The 19,642-nt window shown below is 63.7% G+C and carries 20 protein-coding genes; 15 read left to right on the top strand and 5 right to left on the bottom strand.

Annotated elements, in window-relative coordinates; all coding sequences use genetic code 11:
* Nucleotides 1–3 precede the first annotated feature (3 nt).
* Nucleotides 4–486 carry a RidA family protein gene (locus tag AC1Q6Z_RS09915; protein WP_492647852.1) on the bottom strand — a complete coding sequence of 161 codons (483 nt, stop codon included), beginning with the start codon at nt 484–486 and terminating at the stop codon, nt 4–6.
* A 194-nt stretch (nt 487–680) separates the two neighbouring features.
* On the opposite strand from AC1Q6Z_RS09915, the gene AC1Q6Z_RS09910 reads away from it, so the two are divergent.
* Complete coding sequence (locus AC1Q6Z_RS09910) at nt 681–1,337, top strand: TetR/AcrR family transcriptional regulator (RefSeq protein ID WP_492647639.1); 657 nt, start codon at nt 681–683, stop codon at nt 1,335–1,337.
* A 6-nt stretch (nt 1,338–1,343) separates the two neighbouring features.
* On the opposite strand, the gene AC1Q6Z_RS09905 is transcribed toward AC1Q6Z_RS09910, so the two are convergent.
* A complete protein-coding gene (locus tag AC1Q6Z_RS09905) occupies nt 1,344–2,231 on the bottom strand; it encodes a LysR family transcriptional regulator (protein WP_435264592.1) in 888 nt (295 codons plus the stop codon).
* A gap of 85 nt (nt 2,232–2,316) precedes the next feature.
* Here AC1Q6Z_RS09905 and AC1Q6Z_RS09900 point away from each other — a divergent pair, with 85 nt between their 5' ends.
* The 7 genes from AC1Q6Z_RS09900 to AC1Q6Z_RS09870 all read left to right on the top strand — a co-directional run bounded on the left by AC1Q6Z_RS09900 (nt 2,317) and on the right by AC1Q6Z_RS09870 (nt 9,663).
* Nucleotides 2,317–3,648 (top strand): aspartate aminotransferase family protein, encoded by a 1,332-nt coding sequence (locus AC1Q6Z_RS09900; RefSeq protein WP_435264593.1) that lies wholly within the window; start codon nt 2,317–2,319, stop codon nt 3,646–3,648.
* A gap of 126 nt (nt 3,649–3,774) precedes the next feature.
* Nucleotides 3,775–4,926: an ABC transporter substrate-binding protein gene (locus AC1Q6Z_RS09895; protein ID WP_435264594.1), complete on the top strand. Its 1,152-nt coding sequence runs from the start codon at nt 3,775–3,777 to the stop codon at nt 4,924–4,926.
* An 84-nt stretch (nt 4,927–5,010) separates the two neighbouring features.
* Entirely contained in the window at nt 5,011–6,087 is a 1,077-nt protein-coding gene (locus AC1Q6Z_RS09890) for an ABC transporter ATP-binding protein (protein WP_492647638.1), read from the top strand.
* Between the two features lie 2 nt (nt 6,088–6,089).
* A complete protein-coding gene (locus AC1Q6Z_RS09885; protein ID WP_492647637.1) occupies nt 6,090–6,953 on the top strand; it encodes an ABC transporter permease in 864 nt (287 codons plus the stop codon).
* A 1-nt stretch (nt 6,954) separates the two neighbouring features.
* Entirely contained in the window at nt 6,955–7,755 is an 801-nt protein-coding gene (locus tag AC1Q6Z_RS09880; RefSeq protein ID WP_256114975.1) for an ABC transporter permease, read from the top strand.
* A 166-nt stretch (nt 7,756–7,921) separates the two neighbouring features.
* On the top strand, nt 7,922–8,959 hold the full coding sequence (locus tag AC1Q6Z_RS09875; RefSeq protein ID WP_492647636.1) for a CE1 family esterase: 1,038 nt from the start codon (nt 7,922–7,924) through the stop codon (nt 8,957–8,959).
* Between the two features lie 146 nt (nt 8,960–9,105).
* Entirely contained in the window at nt 9,106–9,663 is a 558-nt protein-coding gene (locus AC1Q6Z_RS09870) for a TetR/AcrR family transcriptional regulator (protein WP_492647635.1), read from the top strand.
* A 60-nt stretch (nt 9,664–9,723) separates the two neighbouring features.
* Here AC1Q6Z_RS09870 and AC1Q6Z_RS09865 read toward each other — a convergent pair whose 3' ends face one another.
* The 3 genes from AC1Q6Z_RS09865 to AC1Q6Z_RS09855 all read right to left on the bottom strand — a co-directional run bounded on the left by AC1Q6Z_RS09865 (nt 9,724) and on the right by AC1Q6Z_RS09855 (nt 11,727).
* Complete coding sequence (locus tag AC1Q6Z_RS09865; RefSeq protein WP_256114971.1) at nt 9,724–10,068, bottom strand: hypothetical protein; 345 nt, start codon at nt 10,066–10,068, stop codon at nt 9,724–9,726.
* A 340-nt stretch (nt 10,069–10,408) separates the two neighbouring features.
* The gene (locus AC1Q6Z_RS09860) at nt 10,409–11,056 is read right to left on the bottom strand and encodes a glutathione S-transferase family protein (RefSeq protein WP_492647634.1); all 648 of its coding nucleotides are present in this window, start codon (nt 11,054–11,056) and stop codon (nt 10,409–10,411) included.
* Between the two features lie 80 nt (nt 11,057–11,136).
* A complete protein-coding gene (locus AC1Q6Z_RS09855) occupies nt 11,137–11,727 on the bottom strand; it encodes an amino acid synthesis family protein (RefSeq protein ID WP_492647633.1) in 591 nt (196 codons plus the stop codon).
* A 165-nt stretch (nt 11,728–11,892) separates the two neighbouring features.
* Here AC1Q6Z_RS09855 and AC1Q6Z_RS09850 point away from each other — a divergent pair, with 165 nt between their 5' ends.
* From AC1Q6Z_RS09850 to AC1Q6Z_RS09820, 7 genes are all read left to right on the top strand, one after another.
* Nucleotides 11,893–13,698, top strand: a complete 1,806-nt coding sequence (locus AC1Q6Z_RS09850) for a helix-turn-helix domain-containing protein (RefSeq protein ID WP_492647632.1) — start codon at nt 11,893–11,895, stop codon at nt 13,696–13,698.
* Between the two features lie 120 nt (nt 13,699–13,818).
* Nucleotides 13,819–14,811 carry a flavin reductase gene (locus AC1Q6Z_RS09845; protein WP_492647631.1) on the top strand — a complete coding sequence of 331 codons (993 nt, stop codon included), beginning with the start codon at nt 13,819–13,821 and terminating at the stop codon, nt 14,809–14,811.
* 1 nt (nt 14,812) lies between these two features.
* Nucleotides 14,813–16,327 carry an aldehyde dehydrogenase gene (locus tag AC1Q6Z_RS09840; RefSeq protein ID WP_492647630.1) on the top strand — a complete coding sequence of 505 codons (1,515 nt, stop codon included), beginning with the start codon at nt 14,813–14,815 and terminating at the stop codon, nt 16,325–16,327.
* A gap of 21 nt (nt 16,328–16,348) precedes the next feature.
* On the top strand, nt 16,349–17,425 hold the full coding sequence (locus AC1Q6Z_RS09835; protein ID WP_256114965.1) for an LLM class flavin-dependent oxidoreductase: 1,077 nt from the start codon (nt 16,349–16,351) through the stop codon (nt 17,423–17,425).
* Between the two features lie 2 nt (nt 17,426–17,427).
* The gene (locus tag AC1Q6Z_RS09830; protein WP_492647629.1) at nt 17,428–18,240 is read left to right on the top strand and encodes an alpha/beta fold hydrolase; all 813 of its coding nucleotides are present in this window, start codon (nt 17,428–17,430) and stop codon (nt 18,238–18,240) included.
* Nucleotides 18,233–18,622 (top strand): carboxymuconolactone decarboxylase family protein, encoded by a 390-nt coding sequence (locus AC1Q6Z_RS09825; RefSeq protein WP_492647628.1) that lies wholly within the window; start codon nt 18,233–18,235, stop codon nt 18,620–18,622. The genes AC1Q6Z_RS09830 and AC1Q6Z_RS09825 overlap by 8 nt, the downstream gene beginning before the upstream one ends.
* A gap of 150 nt (nt 18,623–18,772) precedes the next feature.
* Nucleotides 18,773–19,606 carry a transporter substrate-binding domain-containing protein gene (locus tag AC1Q6Z_RS09820; protein ID WP_256114962.1) on the top strand — a complete coding sequence of 278 codons (834 nt, stop codon included), beginning with the start codon at nt 18,773–18,775 and terminating at the stop codon, nt 19,604–19,606.
* The last annotated feature ends 36 nt before the right edge of the window (nt 19,607–19,642 follow it).

The following is a 19,642-nucleotide window of genomic DNA, read 5'->3' as shown; positions in this document are numbered from 1 at the left end:
CCGTTATTCCAGCATAACGATGGCTTCGACCTCGAAGAGCATGGGGTCGATTGCAAGCTTGGGCACGGGAACAAGCGTCTGCGCCGGCAGCGTGTCCCCGAACATCTCCTTGACGTTCTTGGTCAGCACCTCAAGCTTGGACATATCGTGGTCGACCACGAAGATCGTGAGCTTGGCGACCTGGTCCGGCCTGGCGCCGAGCCCATCGTGGGCGGCGCGCAAATTGGCGTAGGCCTGCTTCACCTGAACGGCGAAGTCGGGCGACAAGCCTCCCGTGGCGTCCTGTCCGCCCTGTCCGGAAATGTAGGCCATCCGCGCATTGCTCGGCACGATCACCGCGGCGCTGTAGCCGTTCGGCGTCGGGTCGTAGAGGTTTTGCGGATTGACGATCGTCAGCTTGAGATTGTTCGCTTTCGTCACAGTGGAAACTCCCGTGGTCATGATGATAAGCCCTCCGATAAGCAGGTGCTGGATTGCGCGTGACATGGTTTCTCTCGGCTCCGGGGACGGCAGGCGACGTGTCCTCGCGGCCGCAGGGTTGAACTTCGACGGGTCGCTCATATGTTGACTCGTACGACGTACGATTTCATTGCATCGTACGTCGTACGAGTCAACCGGTCAGGATCGACATTCGCCGCGTCGTCGGGTTAAGTCGGCGCTCTGATCAGCAAGGAAGACGGATGGCAGCCAAATCCAGCAAACGATCTCAACGGACGGGTGCGTCCGCGCCCGAACCGCGCGGAGAACCGCCGCTCTCCCTGGAGCGGATCGTGGCGACCGCGGTGGAACTGCTGGATGCCGAAGGGCTCGACGGCTTGAAGATGCGCCGGCTCGCCGATCGCCTCGGCTCGGGCGTGATGAGCCTCTATTGGCACGTCGACAACAAGGAGGATGTCTTCGACCTGGCGCTCGACTCCGTGCTCGAATATCGCGGAACGGTCGGATCGGAAGACTGGCGCGCAGACGTCCTTCACATGCTCGAAGACTGGCGCGCCAGCATGTTGCGCCACCCCTGGTCGGCATCGCTGTTGCCGCGCCGCGCACTCGGGCCGAACATCCTCGCCCGCCTGGAACTGCTGAGCAAGACGTTGTCCGGAGCCGGTGTGGCGGACGCGGATCTGAACGTCGCGATATGGTCGCTCTGGAACTATGTGATGGGCGCCACGATCACCCGGTCGAGCTTCGACCTCTCGGATGCAGACAGGGCGAGCGGCCAGCAGCGCGTTGAGCATCACTACCCGACGATCGAGCGCTCGGGCCTGCTGTTGGACGACGACTGGGACGGCGTTTTCCGCAAGGGACTCGATTTCCTGCTCGACGGCCTCGCGCCGAGATAGCCTCGCCTAGCGGGCGACGGATCGCGCGACGTCGATAAGCTCCCTGACGAGCGGGTTGGCCGGATGTTTGTAGCCGATGGCGATAACGCATTCGTCCATGTTGGTGATGGTGCGGAAGGCGACGCCGGGGCGGGCGTAGAAGCGGGCGGTGCTTTCCGCCGTGATGCTGATGCCCTTGCGCATGGCGACCGCCTGCAACTCGGAATCCACCGTCGCCGCTTCGAAGACGACGCGGGCCTCGCGGCCGTTGCGGTACTGGCCGGCCAGCCAGTAGTCGCGCCAGATGCCTGAGCCTGGAGCCGCGATGAAGGGCTCGTCGAGCAGCTGCTCCACCTCGACGGTCTCCTGCAGGCTGAGCGGATGGCCATCGGGCAGGCAGGCGACGCACCGTTCCCGCGCGATCTCGACGATGTTGATATTGGTCGTGTCGACCGGCGGGCGAAAGATGCCGCAATCCACGCTGCCGGTGGCAAGGCCCGCATCCGGATTGTTGAAGTCGTATTCGATGAATTCCAGCGTGGCATTGGGAAAACGGCGCTCGAATTCCTGGGTGATCTTCGGGATGAATTCCACAGCCGTGCCAATAAGATAGCCGACCCGCAGGGAATTGTGCACGGAGAGCTGGAGCGACTTCACATCCCGGTAAAAACTCTCCATTGCCCGGTTGAGCTTCTGGGCATATTCGCAGAGCGCCTCGCCGTCCTTGGTGAGAGTGACGCTGCGGGTCGTGCGCTGGAAGATTTCGAAGCCCAGCGTCTCCTCGAGCTGGCTGATGGTTTGGGACAGCGCCGGCTGCGAGACTGCGAGCTTTTCGGCAGCGCGCGCAAAGCTCCTCTCGCCCGCGACGGCAAGCAGGCAGCGGACGTGCCGAAGCTGGATATTCATAAGCGCCATGAATTAATCCTTTCGCTAATCGTCCTTGTTGTCAACGCGCTTTCATGGGGTAATCGCGCTCATCGAAGGTGAGAGGAAACATCCCATGAATGTCGCACAAACCGCTGTAAAATCGGACGAATATCGGATCGAGGAGGGAAAGCGCTCGCTGATCCACGATCCGGTCGAAGGGGACAACACCAAGATCATGCTCGTTCGGGCACGCGGCTCCCATGTCTGGGACGACAAGGGCAATCGTTACCTTGATTGTACCTCGCAGGCCTGGTCGAACAATCTTGGCGCCAACGATCCCCGTGTCGTCGAAGCCGCGATCGCCCAGCTCCGGGAAATCACCCATGCGCGGCCGAACTTCAACACCAAGCCCCTCTTGACGCTGACGTCCAAGCTGCGCGAGATCTCGCCCGGCGACCTCAACCGCATCGGCTATGCGCTGCACGGCAGCCTCGCGGTCGAAATGGCCATGAAGCTCGCCTTCAAGAACCGTCCCGGCGCGCAGAACCTGATCGTCCTGCAGGATGCCTATCACGGCCGCTCGATCACCACGATGGCGGCAAGCTGGCCGCATCCGAACAATCCCTTCCTGCCGATCTCGCCGCGCTTCACCCGCGTGCCGCATCCCGATCCGTATCGCCCGCGCCTCGGGCTTGATCCCGAGACCGACGTCCAGCTCTGCCTGTCGCTGCTTGAAGATGCGATCGACAGGGGCGTCGATGGCGGCGTCGCGGCGATCATGATGGAGCCGATCATGGGCAATGGCGGCCATATCGTGCTGCCGCATTCCTACCTGAAGGGCGTTCGCGAGATCTGCGACCGTCGCGGCATCCTGCTGATCTGGGATGAAATCCAGAGCTGCTTCGGCCGCACCGGCAAGATGTTCGCAGCCGATTTCTACGGCATCGTTCCCGATATCATGACCTTCGGCAAGGGCATCGGCGGCGGCTTCCCGCTGGCCGGCATCTTCGCCAGCGACAAGCTGCAAAAGTTCGATTCCGGCGAGGATGCGCTCACCTTCGGTTCCTTCCCGGTGGCGATGGCCGCCGCGGTCGCTACTGTGGATGCGATCATCGGCGACGGGCTCTGCGACAAGGCGCATGCGCTCGGCGAATACGCCACCGGCCGCCTGCACGAGATGGCAGGACGCCGCAAGTTGATCGGCGATGTCCGGGGACCGGGCCTCTTCGTGTCGATCGAGCTGGTTAAGGATCGCGACAGCAAGGAGCCGGCGCGCGCTGCCGCCGCAGAGGTCTACCGTCGCGGTGTCGACCGTGGTGTGCTGTTCGGCGAAAGCCGCTATGCCGGCCTCGGCAACCTGATCAAGGTCAAGCCTCCGCTGGATTGCTCTATGGAGGATATGGCCCACGCGCTCGATGTGCTCGACGAGGTGCTGGGCTCGATCGAGGCGGATGGCATCGCCTGAGCGTCCAGCCCGCAAAAGCTTCCGGCGGTAAGCCTGCCGGAAGCACTGGAAATGAGAACTGGGAATGACAAGACGTGCCAAAGCACGCGACGCTGTTCAGCAAGACCAACAAAGGGGATCACGACAATGTTCGACAAGAAGTTCACACGCCGATCCATTCTCGCCGCCGGCACCACGGCGGCACTCACCATGCCCTTCATCCGGCCGTCCTGGGCGGCACCCGACCAGGTCCGCGCGCTGATGTGGGAGGCCTATCTTCTGCCCGACCAGATCACCGCCTTCGAGGAGACCAACAAGGTCAAGTTCGTTCCGACCTTCTTCGACGGCAATTCCGAGGCCTATAACAAGCTGCGCGTTGGCGGCTCCAAGGAATTCGACCTTGTCCAGGCCGACGGTTTCTGGCCGCAGCTCTACTATCGCGAAAAGCTGCTGCGCACGGTCGATTACGCCAAGGTGCCGAATGCCGGCGGCTACCTGCCGGAATTCCAGGCCGCGGCCTTCGACGTGCTCTCCGAGCCGGAAGCGGGCGGGAAGATCGGCTTTCCCTTCTGCTGGGGCGCCTATGGCATCACCTACGATGCCGGCAAGGTGGCGCCGGAAAAGACCGAGACGCTCGAATGCATGTTCAATGCCGATTATTCCGGCATGCTCTCGACCAGCTCCCGCTTCGAGGAAAACATCGCGCTCGCCGCCCTCCTGGTCACCGATCGCCTGGGCAGCCGCACCAAGCCCCGGCCGGATGGCAAGCCGTTCAATCCTTATGTGCTGACCGACGAGGAGCTTGCCGAGATCGAGAAGCTGCTCGTCCAGCAGAAGGCTTTGCTGCTCACCCGCTATCAGGACAACCCGACGCTTTTCCAACTGCTGCAAAGCGGCGCCGTGGTTGCCGCGACCGAGTTCGCGCAGGTCTTCCGCCAGTTGCTGACCGCCGAAAGCCAGGGCGCTCCGGCCGTCGACTTCCGCCATGCCTTGAAGATGAAGGAGGGCGGGCTCGGCTGGGTCGATACCTGGCTGGTCACGTCCGGCGTGGAGGACGGGCCGAAGCTCGACCTCTGCTACAACTTCATCGACATCATGATCTCGGCGCCGGTGATGAAGAAGATCGGCGAAGTGGCAGGTTGCTCGACCACGGTCGACCTGCGCGCCATATCGACGGAGGACGAGCGCAAGCTCTTCCTCATGGACCGTTCGAGCGAGATCGCCGACCTCTTCATGTTCGACCAGCCGTCCTCCCCTGAAAAGTGGGAACGCGTATGGTCGAACGTACAGGCGGCGTGACCTGCCCGTATTCCACCCTCCCAGATACGGCGGCCGGGGCGGCTTTCACGCCCTGGCCCCATCTCATGAGCACAGGTCCATTTCATGCGACAAAGCGATTCCTATATCCGGATTGACAATGTTTCGCGCCGCTACGGCGCGGTAAAGGCGCTGGACAGCGTCACCCTCGACATCGACAAGGAGGAGTTCATCGCCATCCTCGGGCCCAGCGGTTCGGGCAAGAGCACGCTGCTCCGGCTGATCGCCGGCCTCGACCGGCCGACCGAGGGGCACATCAGTTTCGAAGGCAAGGACGTCACCGGTCTGCCGCCGCACAAGCGCGGCATCGGCATGGTCTTCCAGGAGTTCCTGCTCTTCCCGCATCGGACGGTGCGCGAGAACCTCGCCTTTCCGCTGCGCATGCGCAGGGAGCCGCAGGCGGTGATCGACGAGCGGCTCGAATGGGTGGCCGGCGTCCTGTCGCTGACGAACTTGCTCGATCGTTATCCGAGCCAGCTTTCCGGCGGCCAGCAGCAGCGCGTCGCGCTCGGCCGCGGCCTGATCGCCCGGCCGACCTTGCTGCTGCTCGACGAGCCGCTGGCCAATCTCGACCGCGAACTGCGCCAGGAAATGGAGGTCGAGATCCGCCGCTACCAGAAGCAGCTCGGCATCCCCTTCATCTATGTCACGCACAACCAGGAAGAAGCGCTCAGCATGAGCGACCGGATCGCGGTCATCCACAATGGCCGGCTGGAGGCGCTCGATGTGCGCCAGGCGATCTACGACAATCCGCCGACCCCCTTCGTCGCCCGCTTCGTCGGCAAGTCGACGAAATTCCAGGGCACCGTGACGCCGGACGGCAAGACGGTGCGGCTCGCCCGCTACGACCATGAGTTTCCGCTGCCCCCGCAGGAAAAGTTCCAGCCCGGCGATGCGCTCGACGTGTTTGTGAAGAACGAGCGCTTCGACCTGACCCCGAAATCCGAAGGCGGCAGCGGCATCGTCTGCACGGTGTCCGATATCGTGCTGCGCGGGCCGTTTCTCGAATATATCCTGGAAACCGATCGCGGTGACACGGTGATCGTCGTCAAGCCGAAGCGCAACGATCCGCTGCCCATTCAGGAGCGCGTCCTGCTTTCCTGGGCGCCGTCCGATTGCCATATCTTCAAGGCGGGGAGCTGACGATGCCAAACGTTTCGCTGCGCCAGCGCCTGCTGCTCTACGTTCCGAGCGGCTTCCTGCTGTTCTTCTTCGTCTTCCCGCTTATCGCGCTCGTCGTGCTCAGCTTCTGGCAGACCGAGAACTACAAGATCGTGCGTGAACTGACGCTCAACAACTATGTCACGCTGGCGACGGAGGGGGCCTATATCACCTTCTTCCTGCGGTCGCTGATGATGGCGGTCGGCGTCTCGGTCACCCTTGTCGTCATGGCCTGGCCGATCGCCTATTTCATCGTGCGTTATGGCGGCCGCTACCGCATTATCCTGTCTCTACTGCTCGTCATCCCATTCCTGTCCGGCGAAGTGCTGCGGCTGATCGCACTTCAGGGCATGCTGGGGCCGGCGGGCCTCGTCAACGGCATGCTGGTGCGGATGGGGGCGGCGCCGCTGCGGCTCATCATGTATTCGAATGTCGCCTCGTTCATCGCCTTCATCTATCTCTACCTGCCGCTGGTGGTCACCACGGTCTATCTTTCGCTGATCAACTTCGATTTCCGCCTCGCCCATGCCGCCAATGCCTGCGGCGCCAACCGCCTCCGGGTGTTCACCGAGGTCGTCTGGCCGCTCAATCTGTCCGGCACGCTCGTCGGCTTCATGCTGGCCTTCATCCCCACGCTGTCTGCCTCGCTGGTGCCGCGCTTCCTCGGCGGACCGAACGGCACGCTCTACGGCATGTCGATGTCACAGCAATTCGGCGAGTCCGGCACCTGGGCGCTGGGTGCGGCCATGGGCGTCGTGTTGTTTTTGTTTTCGGCGCTCGCGCTCGCGATCCTCAGCTTCGGCGTCGATCTGCGCAGGACCGGATTTACCGGAATGGGGAGGCAGTAAGATGAGCCCGCATGTTTCCGATGCCATCGCCAAATGGCTGCTCGCAGCCTTCGTGATCCTGGTTTTCGCCTTCCTCTATATGCCGATCGTCCACATCCTCTTCGCGTCGCTGTCGAGCCGGCCGAACTTCCCCTATCCGCCGGAGTTCAACTTCGCGAGTTACGTGCGGCTCTCCAACAACACCGTTTACCAGAGCGCCTTCCTGAACAGCCTGCTGCTCGCCTCCTGCACGGCGGTATTGTCGACGGTGCTGGGGTTCCTTGCCACGATCGGCGTGCTGAGGTTCGGTGGCCGCAGGGCGCTGTTCTACGCCATCCTGTTTGCCGCGCCGCTCTTCGTGTCGGAGATCATGCTCGGCATTTCCAGCATGGCGCTCTACTACCTGCTGTTCGAATTGCAGGGGAACATGGTGACGGCGATCATCGCCAATGCGGTGCATTGTTTCAGCTTCTGCTTCCTCATCATGGCGGCCATGCTCTACAAATATGATTGGCGCATGAACGAGGCCGCCATCGTCTGCGGCGCATCCCCCGTGCGCTCCTTCCTGGAAATCATGCTGCCGATCACCTGGCCGGCGATCATGGGCAGCCTGATCACTGCCTTCGTGCTGTCGCTGAACGGTCTTGACATCTCCTTCTATCTGCTGGGCGCAACGCCAACGATGCCGTCGGTCGCCTGGGGCGCGTTGCGCTACGGCGTGAAGCCGGAACTCTATGCGCTCTCGACGCTGATCAACCTCGTCGTCTTCGGCCTGGTGCTCGGTTTGCTTGTCTCGATCAGGCTGAAGCGCAAGGATGCGTAGAGGAGGGCGGGGTCGCACTAGTGAATTCTAGGTCAACGCCTTGACATGCCGGAGGTGACACGGCATCCACGTGCAACGGCTGCACCATCAATACCTTGCGTAAACTGTTCCTGTATTAGGAACGACAGTGCCAGCCGATACAGATCAGCACTCACAGGGCGTTTTGATGGATATACTTCGTCTGCTTGGCCGCGTGCGGCCTGAAGGTTCTGTCCGCGTGATAGCGGTGGGACTGCTTCTCGCTCTCGGCCTTGCCGGCCCCGGTTTTGCAGCAGGCTGCGGCCAGCCCATTGCACCCGGCCAGATGGAATTCACGGTAAAGACCGGCGGCATCGAGCGGCCGGCGCTGGCGCATATTCCGGCTGCCTATGATGGGAAGAAAAAGCTCGCCGTCGTCTTCGATTTTCACGGCAGCAATTCCGGTCCGGCCGGCCAGTTTCGCCGCAGCGGCTGGGACGCGGTCGCCGAGCGCGAAGGCTTCGTGGCGATCGCGCTGCAGGGCAGCCTCGATGGCCAGTACAAGGGCACGCATGCCTGGAACGTGCCGGGCGTGACGAAGGGCGGCACGCACGACGACGAGCGCTATATCAAGGATGCCATCAAGACGGTGAAGGACACCTTCTGCGTCGACCCGACACGCATCTACGCCTCCGGTTATTCCGGCGGCGGTCGCATGCTGTCGCAATATATTTGCAATGGCCATCCGGACTTCGCCGCCGCCGGCTTTGTCATGGGCCTGCGTGCCGGCTATCCCGTGGAGCGCGATGGCGTCTGGCAGCCGGATGTCGCCTCCTGCAACCCCGGCAATCCGATCTCCATCATCGCCTTCTCCGGCATGAAGGACGTCACCAATCCCTTTGTCGGCGGCGGCAGGCCCTATTGGCAATATGGTGGCGAGGCTGCGCTGCGGCGCTGGGCGGAGCTGGACAAGTGCGAGGCCAAGGGCGACGTGCTCACCGATGCGTCGATGACGGCGCTGTCGTTCGATACCTGCGCCAGCGGTGCGCGCATCACATCCTATCTGCTCAAGGAAAACACCCACGACTGGCCGGCCCGCAGCGTGCTGTTCCGAACCTTCGATGCGAACGGCAAGGTGACCTCTGAACGCGACGCGACCGGCCGCATGTGGGAGTTCTTCAGGAACACGCGCTCTCCGGAAGAAACCCCGGTGACAGCGGGAGACGCCACCGGGCGCGCCGGGTAAGCCTGTCCAAATCTGTGCGTGGAGAGGCTTGCGCCCGGCCCTGCGTCGAAAAGCAGACAGACAAACATCGCCGCATTTCGTATAGCGGGCGAGGGTGCCGCAGGCCTAGAGCTCGCCGCACAAGGCAATCAACGTTGGGTCCGTTCATGCTCAGGCCGACAAAATCCGAAATCGAGGCCGGGATCATCGATCGGGCGGCCGCCCTGTTCGCCCAACACGGATTTGCGCATGCCTCACTCTCGCAGATCGCCGAAGCCGTCGGTTATTCGAAAGCCGGGCTGCTGCATCATTTCCCGAGTAAGCAGGCCATCTATGATGCGGGCATCAGGACGCTGCGCGAGCATGCCGAAGAGATGCTGGAAAGCGTGAAGGGGTTGCCGGTCGGGCGCGAGCGGGATCTTGCGGTGGTCGAGGCCTCGGTCACCTTCGCCTTCGAGCAGCCGGGCATTTCGGCGCTGGGCAACCGTATCGCGCTCGATCCGGATCCCAATGACCAGCAGATGAACGAGATCGGCTTCATCATGTACGAGGCGATCGGCATAGATCTTCAGAAACTGGAACTGGACAGGATCATTCGCGTGACCTGCGCATTTTCGGGCCTCGGTATCACGGCCAATCTTGCGGTGCGCACGAAACAGACGAAGGAATGGCGCGCCTCCATGGTTGCCGCAACGATGGATGCGCTGGGCCATCGCCAGCCGTAGTACCCCGGCCGGAGTTTTCCGGCCGAGGCTAGACAAAATCGATGATGCGGGCGAGGGCGATTACCGGGCGCGCTTCGGCCAATACGGGTCGTGCCGATCCCTCTGCCAGCCGCGGTCCCTGCGATCCCTATCCTTGTGCTTGTCCTTGTTGGCCTGCGAAATCGCATAGGCGCCGACAGCCGTTGCCGCAACGCCGACGGCAACCGCGGCCGCCGCCTGATCGGCCTTGCGACGATTTTCGGAATAGATGTTGCGCGTGCAGCGCTGGTGCTGCCAGCCGCCCGGCCGCATACCGCTATCGGCGCAGATATTATAGGCTTCGTCCATGGACTGGGATCTGGACTGGCAGCCGGAGGCGAACACCGCCGCGGCAAGTGTGAGGGCGAGAAGGGGTCTTGATTGCATGGAACTTCCTTTCATAGGCGCGCGTCATCGCAAGCACAGGCCATGTGCTTGGTGACCTCGTGGGTTTTGGGGGATGCGTCTGGGCGGGCGCGCCGAATGCCAGACGAGATTGGACTATATTTCGGGTCGGCGCATCGTGGCGCCCGTGCCTGGCACGAACGTCGCGAAGACGGCGACAGGGAGGTGCCTTCTGACAGCGCAGAGTGAGCCGTGTAAGATCGTCATTCCTTTGCCCTGACCCATGGCCGACCCTCGTTTTGCTTACCTACCGAATCGGTAGGAAGCAGACCGATTCGGTTTATAGGGGATTTTGCGGCGGGATCAAGGCGTACAGATGAGGTCATTTCTGCGTGGCGGTGAAAACTGCCAACTGAGCGTCGAAGGCACGTTTGTAAGCGGGTCGCGCCTGGCCACGGGCGATATAGGCGGAGAGGGTTGGGTAGTCGCCCAGAATATCCGAGCCTTCCAAGCGGCGCAGCACGGTCACCATCAGGAGGTCGGCGGCGCTGAAGGCGCCGTCGAGCCAGTCGGCATCGCCGAGCCGGATGGAAAGCTGGTCTAGCCGCTCACGGATGCGAGCCTTGAGGATGGGCTGGCGCGCCTCGTGCCAGGCCTCGTCGCGCTCCGCATAGTGGGCGGCTTCGCGCTCGACGATGGGCGGCTCCACCGTGCTGAGCGCGGCAAACATCCATGTGATGGCGCGCGCCCGGGCATTCGCATCCTCCGGCAGCAGGCCCGGATGGTTCTCTGCGATGTGGAGCACAATGCCGCCGGACTCGAACAGAGCCAGGTCGCCTTCCTCATAGGTCGGGATCTGTCCGAAGGGCTGAAGTGCCAGATGCGCACGCTGCTTCATCGCCTTGAACGAAACAAGGCGAACCTCGTAAGGCTGTCCTACTTCCTCAAGCGCCCAGCGAACGCGCATGTCGCGCGCCAGGCCCCTGCCGCGATCGGGCGAGCTTTCAAAGGCGGTGATGGTGATCGTCATTGTCGTTCTCCCTGGTCTGTCCGTCTTGAAGACGATCAGCCAAACGAGATTCCGACACTACATGTTTCAAGCCGCAAGCCTTAGCCCTGTGCGAGCTCTGCCTCCATTTCCGCAATGTCCTGGAACCGGTCGGCGATGCGGGCGTGCGGGCGGCCGCCATCGGCGGCTGCGATCGCGATGACGATCTCGTCGGGATGCGGCGCGTCGGCAATCTGGAAATTGGCGGTGAGGAAGTGGGAGCGCTTGCCGTTCTCGCTCTTGTGCATCATCGGCAAGGAGAGCAGGGCACCGGGCGCGTTGCGCGTATTGGCGAATTCCAGATAGTTCGTGCCGCCGATCGCATTGCGGAAGGGATTGCCGAAGCGCAGCGTATGGATCATCGCCGAGGCATGCTCGATTTCGCCGTTGACGCCGACCGCGGCCGCCTTGCCGCAAGCCTCGATTTTGTCCGCCGGCATTTGCGCCAGCAGCCGCCGGGTCATCTCCTCGCTCAGCGGCCCCGCAATGTCGATGATCTCGGGCCGCAGGTTCTCCACGAAGCCCTTGCCGGCCCAAGGGTTTTGAAGGATGGCGGCGACGACGACGATGTTGAGGGGACGCGGCGCAGCCTTGCCACCCTCGATGTCGGTTTCTTCGAGGAAGGTGCAGATCTTTCTGATGCCGAGCGCCATGTCTTTTCCGCCGTCTGTTGACCGTTTCCTCAACCTAGCGTGCAGCGGCTCGCGATCTTCCTATCGTTCCGAGGAAACGGAGCGGCGATGATCCTCCGAAAACAAGTAGCATTCCTGACCTTTGCGCCGCATTATCGCGAGCCTAGGATGGGAGTGCGCGGCCGGTTGGACCACAAATCACAGATACTTTCGCTTCGCGACGTTGCCAGCCAGATCAACAGCGGCGGCGACCTGACGACCGTGCTGCAGCATCTGATTGCGGCGGCCTGCCGGCATGCGAACTGGGCGCTCGGCTCCATCATGGGCATCGATGCCGCGCATGGTTATGCCCATGTCATCGTTCGGCATGATCCGACGCTCATCCAGCGCGACCTGCCTGATCGCTGGGAACTGGCGACCAGCCCGTCGCTGATCGCGCTCCAGCGCAACGAGCCGGTCTATCTGCGGGATGCGCGCGAAAGCGCGGAGTTTCCCGGCTACCGCAAGGAGGCCTTCGAGCGGGATTACCGCACCGTGCTGGTCATGCCGATGAACTGCGCCGATGCCGAGGGCCGGCCGATGGTGCTGAGCGTCATCGCCCGCACGGTGACGGAGGTCACGGAAGACGATCTCGCCTTTCTCGGAACGATCATCCATCTGGGCGCGATCGCAGTGGAAAAGCAGCATCGCCTCGCCGCGGAAAAACGGGCGTCCGATCGGCTGGACCGGGCGCTCACGGCGCATACCTCATTGCTGGAACATGTGCTGAGTGACGGCTCCGTCTCCTCGCTTGCCGCCATGGTCGGCCGGCTGCTGCCCAATCCGCTGGTCGTCGTCGATTTCACCGTCAACCAGGTGATCGCCGGGCGCTCGCCGCTTACGGCAGACTTTGACGATGCGGCATGGCAGGCCGCGGCCCCGACGGTTTTTTCCCGCACGCTCATCAAGGCGGCACGCGATGCCGTCGAGCGCGGCACCCTGGAAACGGCGGCAATCCTGCTGGATGACGGCACGCGGCGGCTGCGTGCCTCCGCGCGGATCGAAGCCCTGACGGTCGACCGGCAGCTGGTCGGCGCGCTCGTTATCTTTCCCGGCGCTGTCGCCGAGGGCGAGCTGGACCAGCTCATGCTCGACAGCGCCAAGTTTGCGCTGAGCGTGCAGATGATGCGTTCCTTCCTGCGCTTTCGTTTCGAGACGCGCACGCAAAGCGAGCTGTTTTTCGAAGTCGTCGAACGGCGCTGGCGCGATGCTGCGGATGTCACCCAGCGCGCCACGCGCCTCGGGCTCGATTTTTCCGCGCCACAGCAGATGATCGTCGTCGATTTTCCGGAGAAGGCGAAGGCCTTCGGCGGCGGGTCCATCGATGTGGAGCACACCCTGTCACGCATCCTGCGGCAGGCGTCGCTGGAAGCGGGCCTCGTCGCCATCGATGGCGGTGTCGTCTGCCTCGTGCCGCATGAGGCGGGGCGAAAGCAGGAGCGCACCACGAAACTCATGCGCCGCATGGCCGATGAACTGGGCCGCTATTTCGATGAGGCGCCGGTCATCGTTGCCGGAAACCGCTGCGCCGGGCTGGAGGACTACCCCGCGGCCTGGGAGCGATGCAGCCGGATGATCCGCATCGGTCGGTCGTTCGGGCTGACGGGGGCGCTCTCCACGCAGGATTTCGGTCCGCTGCCCATGCTCGTCTCCGCCGCCGATGTGGGCGACGTGCGCAGTTTCGTCCGCGAAAGCATCGGCGCCATTGCCGAACACGACCGGGAGAACGGCACGCCCTATCTGGAAACCCTGTCGGCCTATCTCGAAGAAGGCTGCCGCAGCCAGGCCTGCGCCGACCGCCTCGGCCTGCATGTGACGACGCTGCGCTACCGGCTCTCGCGCATCCAGGAGCTCTTCGGCATCGATGTCGAAACGGCGGAAAGACGCTTTTCCGTGGAGCTCGCCCTGCGTCTCTACGGTGTCATCGAGAACCACGCCTTCAGCGAACGCTGACGCCTTCGGGCTCTCCTTCGAAGCGCAGGAGAACTCTTTGCCACTCTCCTCCGCCTAGGAGGAAGAAGCAGCCGGCCGGCGGCGGTAGCTTCCTCTCAATGAACCGGAGAGGAGGTCGGGATGGTGGAGCAAGCGGCAGCACAGGATGCACCGATCGACCCGATCGCGCTGCGCCGGGCCTTCGGCACTTTCGTTACCGGCGTGACGGTTATCACCACGCTCGAAGCGGACGGAACGCCGCGCGGGATGACCGCGAATTCCTTCACCTCCGTGTCGCTCGATCCGCCGCTCCTGCTCGTCTGCGTCGCCAAGTCGGCGTCGAGCTATGCGGTGTTCAAGGCGGCGGACTGTTTTGCGGTCAACATCCTGCATGAGGGGCAGGTCGGCGTATCGGCGACCTTTGCCTCGAAGGCGCAGGACAAGTTCCAGTCGGTCAACCACGACCGGGTGCATACGGGTGCGCCGGTTCTGACGGATAGCCTGACCTGGTTCGATTGCAGCCTTCACAGCGCGGTGGATGCCGGCGACCACGCCATCCTGATCGGCCAGGTGCGGGCCTTCGGTACCAGCCCCACCGCGCCGCTCGGCTTCTGCCGCGGTCGTTATGCCAGCGTGAAGGACCCGCTGCCCACCGGCTGGCTCGCCTCGCACGGCATGATCATCGGCTATCTCATCGAGGCGGGCGACAGCCTGCTGCTGCGCTCGGATGGCAAGGGTGGCTGGGTGTTGCCGTCGGCGCGCCGGCGCAAGGCGGACAGCCAGCTGGTGCTCGACGGCGGCGATGCGCTGCGTCTCGTGCCGGAGGAAACCTTCCTCTATTCCGTCTTCGACGTCGCCGACAGCGATCCCGGTTATCTCGTCTACCGGGCGCGTCTCGCGGGCGAGGGCGCCACCGGCAATCTTCCCGCCGACCTTCGCTTCTTCCCCATCGATGACCTGCCCTACGACACGATCGCGACCCATGAGCTGCGCTCGATGTTGCGGCGCTATGGGCGCGAGCGGCTGGCGGGCCGCTTCGGCATCTACATGGATTCCGACGATGGCGGCCGTGTCGCGATGATCGACGGCGAAGCCCGTGCCTGGCTCCAGGCCTCCCAAGACCAAGGACAATGACATGAAGACGACAGTCAGCTCCATCGAGGGCTCCCGCCAGCTGCTGTTCATCGGCGGCCGGTTCGTGGCCCCGAAGAACGGCAACTACATCCAGAGCTTCGATCCGACGACGGGCGCGCCCTGGTACGAATTTGCCGAGGCCGATGCGGACGATGTCGAGGCGGCCGTCGCCGCTGCCAATGCCGCCTTCCGCAACCCCGAATGGCGACGCATGACGCAGACCGATCGTGGTGCGCTGGTGCGCCGGCTTGCCGAACTCGTGCGGGCCAATGCCGATGCGCTTGCCGAGATCGAGACGCGCGACAATGGCAAGCTGCTCAAGGAAACGCGGGCGCAGATGCGCGCCATGCCGGACAGCTACCACTACTTCGCAGGCATGGCCGACAAGTTGCAGGGCGACACGATCCCGATCAACCGGCTCGACACGCTGAACATCAACCTGCGCGAACCGCTCGGCGTCGTCGGCATGATCACGCCGTGGAACTCGCCGCTGATGCTGCTCACCGGCACGCTGGCGCCCTGCCTTGCAATCGGCAACACCATCGTCATCAAGCCTTCGGAACATGCGACGGCCTCCACGCTGGCGCTGGCCGAACTCATCCACGAGGCAGGTTTTCCGGCCGGCGTCGTCAATGTGGTGACGGGCACCGGCAAGAGCGCCGGCGAGCCCCTGACCCGCCATCCGGGCGTCGCCAAATACGTCTTCACCGGCAGCACGGCCACCGGCCGCCGCATCGCCGGCAACGCCGCGCAGAACCTCGTGCCCTGCTCGATGGAACTCGGCGGCAAGTCGCCCCATGTCGTCTTCGGCGATGTCGATATCGAGCATGCGGTGAACGGCGTCGTTTCCGGCGTCTTCGCCGCGGCGGGCCAGACCTGCGTGGCCGGTTCGCGCTGTTTCGTCGAGGCGAACGTCTACGAGAGGTTCATCGAGGCGCTGGTCGCCCGCACGCAGAGAATCCGCGTCGGCCTTCCGACGGGTGATGACACCGATATCGGCCCGCTGGCGCTCGCCGACCAGCTGTCCAAGGTCGAATCCTATGTCGCCTCCGGTGTGAAGGAGGGCGCGAAGGTCGCCGCCGGCGGACGGCGGCCGCAGAAGGACGGGCTTGCGCCCGGGGGCTGGTATTTCGAGCCGACCGTGATGGTCGATGCCGAAAACGACATGACCTTCATGCGCGACGAACTGTTCGGTCCAGTTGTCGGCGTCATGCCGTTCCGCGACGAGGCGGAGATGATCCGGCTCGCCAACGACACGCGCTACGGCCTCGCCTCCGGCATCTGGACGAAGGACATCGACCGGGCGCTGCGTTTCGCCAACGAGATCGAGGCCGGCACCGTCTGGGTCAACACCTATCGCTCCGCCTCCTTCATGTCCGCCAATGGCGGCTTCAAGGAAAGCGGCTACGGCCGGCGCGGCGGCTTCGAGGTGATGCACGAGTTCTCGCGGCTGAAGAACGTGATCATCGACTATTCCGGCGCGATGCAGGACCCCTTCGTCATCCGCCTCAAGTAACAAGCATCGAAAGGCAGAACCATGAAGTTCGCAGTCTCGCTCACGATGGAACGCTTTTCGCCGGATGTGCCGATGGCGACGGCGAAGAACAACCTGCTGACGCTGGCCCGCATGGCGGACGAGGGCGGCTTCGAGATGCTCTGGACCGCCGAGCATCACACGATCGAATGCACGATCTCGCCCAATCCCTTCCAGACGCTCGTCTGGCTCGCGCAGCACACCGAGCAGCTGCGCCTCGGCACCTCGACGCTGGTGGCACCCTACTGGGACCCGATCCGGCTTGCCGGCGAATCGGCACTTTGCGACCACCTGACGAACGGCCGACTGGAATTCGGCATCGCGCGCGGCTCCTACCAGTACGAGTTCGACCGGATGGCGGGCGGCATGCCGCAGCAGGAAGGCGTCGCCTACATGAAGGAGATCGTGCCGGCGGTGAAGAAGCTCTGGGCCGGCGACTATGCCCATGACGGGCACTACTGGAAGTTCCCGCTCGCCACCTCCGTGCCGAAGCCGTTGCAGCAGCCGCATCCGCGCATCTGGGTCGCCGCGCGCGATCCCGGCACCTTCGACTGGGCGATTGCGAACGGCGCCAGCATCCTGTCGACGCCGCTTTCGGCACCGGCTGCCGAAATCCAGGTGCTTTCCGACAAGTTCCACAAGGCCGTGGCCGACCATCCGGAAGTGCCGCGCCCGCGTTTCATGATGCAGCGGCGCACCTGCGTCTACGATCGGCCGGACGGCTGGGAAAAGGCCGTGCAGCACAGCATGGATTATGGCCGCGCCTTCGAGAATCTCATGCAGAATGCCGGCACCGTGCAGAACGGTTTTCCCGAGGCCGTGCCCTATGAGGCGGTGAAGGGCAAGGAGAACTACAATCCGGAGAACATCCGCAAGAACCTGATGTTCGGAACGCCGGACGAGGTGATCGAGAAGCTGCTGGTTTTCGAAGCGGCGGGTGTCGATCAATATTGCCTCGGCCTCACCTTCAACCTTCCCTTCGAATTGCAGAAGCGCACGATCGAGCTTTTCGTAAAAGAGGTCATGCCGGTCTTCGCCGCGCGCGAAAACGACCGGAAGCGGGCGGCTGCGGGGGGCTGATCATGGCGGAGGCACGAGAGCACACGGTCGGCGAGGTCACGCTCAACTATCGCATCGATGGCGATGGCGGCGAGCCGCTCGTCTGCATCCACGGCGTCGGCTCCTATCTGGAGGCCTGGTCCGGCGTGGTCGAACGGTTGAAGAACCGGTTCACGATCCTCACCTTCGACCTGCGGGGCCATGGCAGGTCAAGCCGCGTCAAGGGCCGCTACGAGATCGACGACTTCGTGGCCGAGACGCTGGCGCTTGCCGACAAGGCCGGGTTCACGACCTTCAATCTCGCGGGGTTTTCGCTCGGCGGGCTGATCGCCCAGCGTCTCGCGCTGACGCATCTGCCGCGCCTGCGCCGGCTCGTGCTGCTGTCCACGGTTGCGGGCCGCACGCCAGAGGAGCGGGAACGCGTCCTCGCCCGCCTCGCGGCGCTTCAGGCCGGAACGCCGGCGGATCACCACACGGCATCGCTCTCGCGATGGCTGACGGAGGCGTTTCAGGAGGAACATCCCGACGTGATCGCCTGGCTGCGGGCGCGCGACGCGGAAAACGATCCGGACTGCTACGCGGCCGCCTATCGGGTGCTGGCCGAGACGGATTTCGGCGGCTTCCTCGACCAGATCCGCTGCCCGACCCTGATCGCCACCGGCGAGGAGGATGTCGGCTCCAACCCGCGCATGGCCCGTTACATGCACGACCGCATCCCGGGATCGCAGCTCGCCCTTTTTCCGGGCCTGCGCCATTCCATCCTCATCGAGGCGCCGGGCATCGTGGCCGAAACCATCGATAATTTTGTGTCGAAGACGGAGGCCGCTCATGGATGAGACTTTGCGGAAAGACGGGGAGGCCGTCCGGCGGCGCGTGCTCGGCGACGACTATGTCGATCGCGCCAGGGCAGGCGCCGATGCCTTCTCCGCACCCTTGCAGGACCTGCTCAACGAATATTGCTGGGGCCTCGGCTGGACGGACGACGGCCTCGATCTCAAGCAGCGCAGCCTCCTGAACCTCGGCATGCTTGCCGCCAGCAACCGCATGCATGAATTCGGCATCCATTTTCGCGGCGCCATCCGCAACGGCCTGTCGGACAGGGAATTGCAGGCGGCCCTTCTCCAGATCGCGATCTACTGCGGCGTGCCGGCGGGCGTCGAGGCCTTCCGGGTGGCCCGTGCCATCCGCGCGGAAATGGGCGGGGAGGGCACGACTTGATTTCCGTCATTTCGATGAAGCCAGGGGCCGCGCGCTGCTTGGGAACGCCGGAAGACGGGAAGGGGCGACAAGCCCCAAGATTGATACCATCGGCAGGGAGAGGAACCCGCGCCGTCGACAGAAACGACAATGGACAGAGGGAACAAACACATGATGAAGACATCGACACTCGCGGCGCTCGTCGCCTCTCTCTCGCTTTCGCTCGCCGCCGTGCCGGCCCAGGCCGGTGCCGTTCTGGACCGGGTGCTCGCCGCCAAGACCCTGAAGGTCGCGACCGATGCCAACTGGGCACCGCAATCCTTCGTCAACGACAAGAACGAGATGGACGGCTTCGACATCGACGTCGCCAAGGAGATCGGCAAACATCTCGGCGTCTCCGTCGAATTCGTGACGCCGGGCTGGGACATCATCACGGCCGGCAAGTGGCAGGGCCGCTGGGACATGCATGTCGGCTCGATGACGCCGACCAAGGCGCGCGCCGAAATCTTCGATTTCCCGGCGGTCTATTATTACACGCCCGCCGCCGTCGCCGTGCACAAGGACAGCAAGGCGGAAAAGCTCTCCGACCTCGAAGGCAAGGTCGTCGGCGTGACGGCAACCTCGACCTTCGAGGCCTATGCCAACCAGGACCTGACGCTGGACGCCGCCGGCGCGCCGCCGTTCACCTATGAGTTCAAGGCGGGCGAGGTGAAATCCTACGCCAATTCCACCACCGCCTTCGACGACCTGCGTCTTGGCGACGGAACGCGCCTCGATGCCGTCGTTTCCACGCTGCCGAGCATTCTCGATGCGGAGAAGGCGGGCTACCCGATCAAGCAGCTCGGCAAGCCGGTCTTCTTCGAGCCCCTTGCCGTTGCCGTCGAGCATGGCGACAAGGAGCTGAGCGAGAAGATTGCCGAGGCCGTGGACGCGATCCGGGCCGATGGCACGCTGAGCAAGCTGTCGGTCAAGTGGTACGGTGTCGACTACACGGTCACGCAGTAAAAGACCCATCCGTTCGCGCGCGCCCGGAAAACCGGG

The sequence above is a fragment of the Shinella sp. GW835-FHT14H05 genome, from assembly GCF_058793575.1.
This window is presented reverse-complemented; position numbering and strand designations above follow the sequence as displayed.

Coding starts and splice junctions, on each gene's coding strand:
- AC1Q6Z_RS09915 (WP_492647852.1), bottom strand. CDS start 486: ATGTCACGCGCAATCCAGCACCTGCTTATCGGAGGGCTTATCATCATG.
- AC1Q6Z_RS09910 (WP_492647639.1), top strand. CDS start 681: ATGGCAGCCAAATCCAGCAAACGATCTCAACGGACGGGTGCGTCCGCG.
- AC1Q6Z_RS09905 (WP_435264592.1), bottom strand. CDS start 2,231: ATGGCGCTTATGAATATCCAGCTTCGGCACGTCCGCTGCCTGCTTGCC.
- AC1Q6Z_RS09900 (WP_435264593.1), top strand. CDS start 2,317: ATGAATGTCGCACAAACCGCTGTAAAATCGGACGAATATCGGATCGAG.
- AC1Q6Z_RS09895 (WP_435264594.1), top strand. CDS start 3,775: ATGTTCGACAAGAAGTTCACACGCCGATCCATTCTCGCCGCCGGCACC.
- AC1Q6Z_RS09890 (WP_492647638.1), top strand. CDS start 5,011: ATGCGACAAAGCGATTCCTATATCCGGATTGACAATGTTTCGCGCCGC.
- AC1Q6Z_RS09885 (WP_492647637.1), top strand. CDS start 6,090: ATGCCAAACGTTTCGCTGCGCCAGCGCCTGCTGCTCTACGTTCCGAGC.
- AC1Q6Z_RS09880 (WP_256114975.1), top strand. CDS start 6,955: ATGAGCCCGCATGTTTCCGATGCCATCGCCAAATGGCTGCTCGCAGCC.
- AC1Q6Z_RS09875 (WP_492647636.1), top strand. CDS start 7,922: ATGGATATACTTCGTCTGCTTGGCCGCGTGCGGCCTGAAGGTTCTGTC.
- AC1Q6Z_RS09870 (WP_492647635.1), top strand. CDS start 9,106: ATGCTCAGGCCGACAAAATCCGAAATCGAGGCCGGGATCATCGATCGG.
- AC1Q6Z_RS09865 (WP_256114971.1), bottom strand. CDS start 10,068: ATGCAATCAAGACCCCTTCTCGCCCTCACACTTGCCGCGGCGGTGTTC.
- AC1Q6Z_RS09860 (WP_492647634.1), bottom strand. CDS start 11,056: ATGACGATCACCATCACCGCCTTTGAAAGCTCGCCCGATCGCGGCAGG.
- AC1Q6Z_RS09855 (WP_492647633.1), bottom strand. CDS start 11,727: ATGGCGCTCGGCATCAGAAAGATCTGCACCTTCCTCGAAGAAACCGAC.
- AC1Q6Z_RS09845 (WP_492647631.1), top strand. CDS start 13,819: ATGGTGGAGCAAGCGGCAGCACAGGATGCACCGATCGACCCGATCGCG.
- AC1Q6Z_RS09840 (WP_492647630.1), top strand. CDS start 14,813: ATGAAGACGACAGTCAGCTCCATCGAGGGCTCCCGCCAGCTGCTGTTC.
- AC1Q6Z_RS09835 (WP_256114965.1), top strand. CDS start 16,349: ATGAAGTTCGCAGTCTCGCTCACGATGGAACGCTTTTCGCCGGATGTG.
- AC1Q6Z_RS09830 (WP_492647629.1), top strand. CDS start 17,428: ATGGCGGAGGCACGAGAGCACACGGTCGGCGAGGTCACGCTCAACTAT.
- AC1Q6Z_RS09825 (WP_492647628.1), top strand. CDS start 18,233: ATGGATGAGACTTTGCGGAAAGACGGGGAGGCCGTCCGGCGGCGCGTG.
- AC1Q6Z_RS09820 (WP_256114962.1), top strand. CDS start 18,773: ATGATGAAGACATCGACACTCGCGGCGCTCGTCGCCTCTCTCTCGCTT.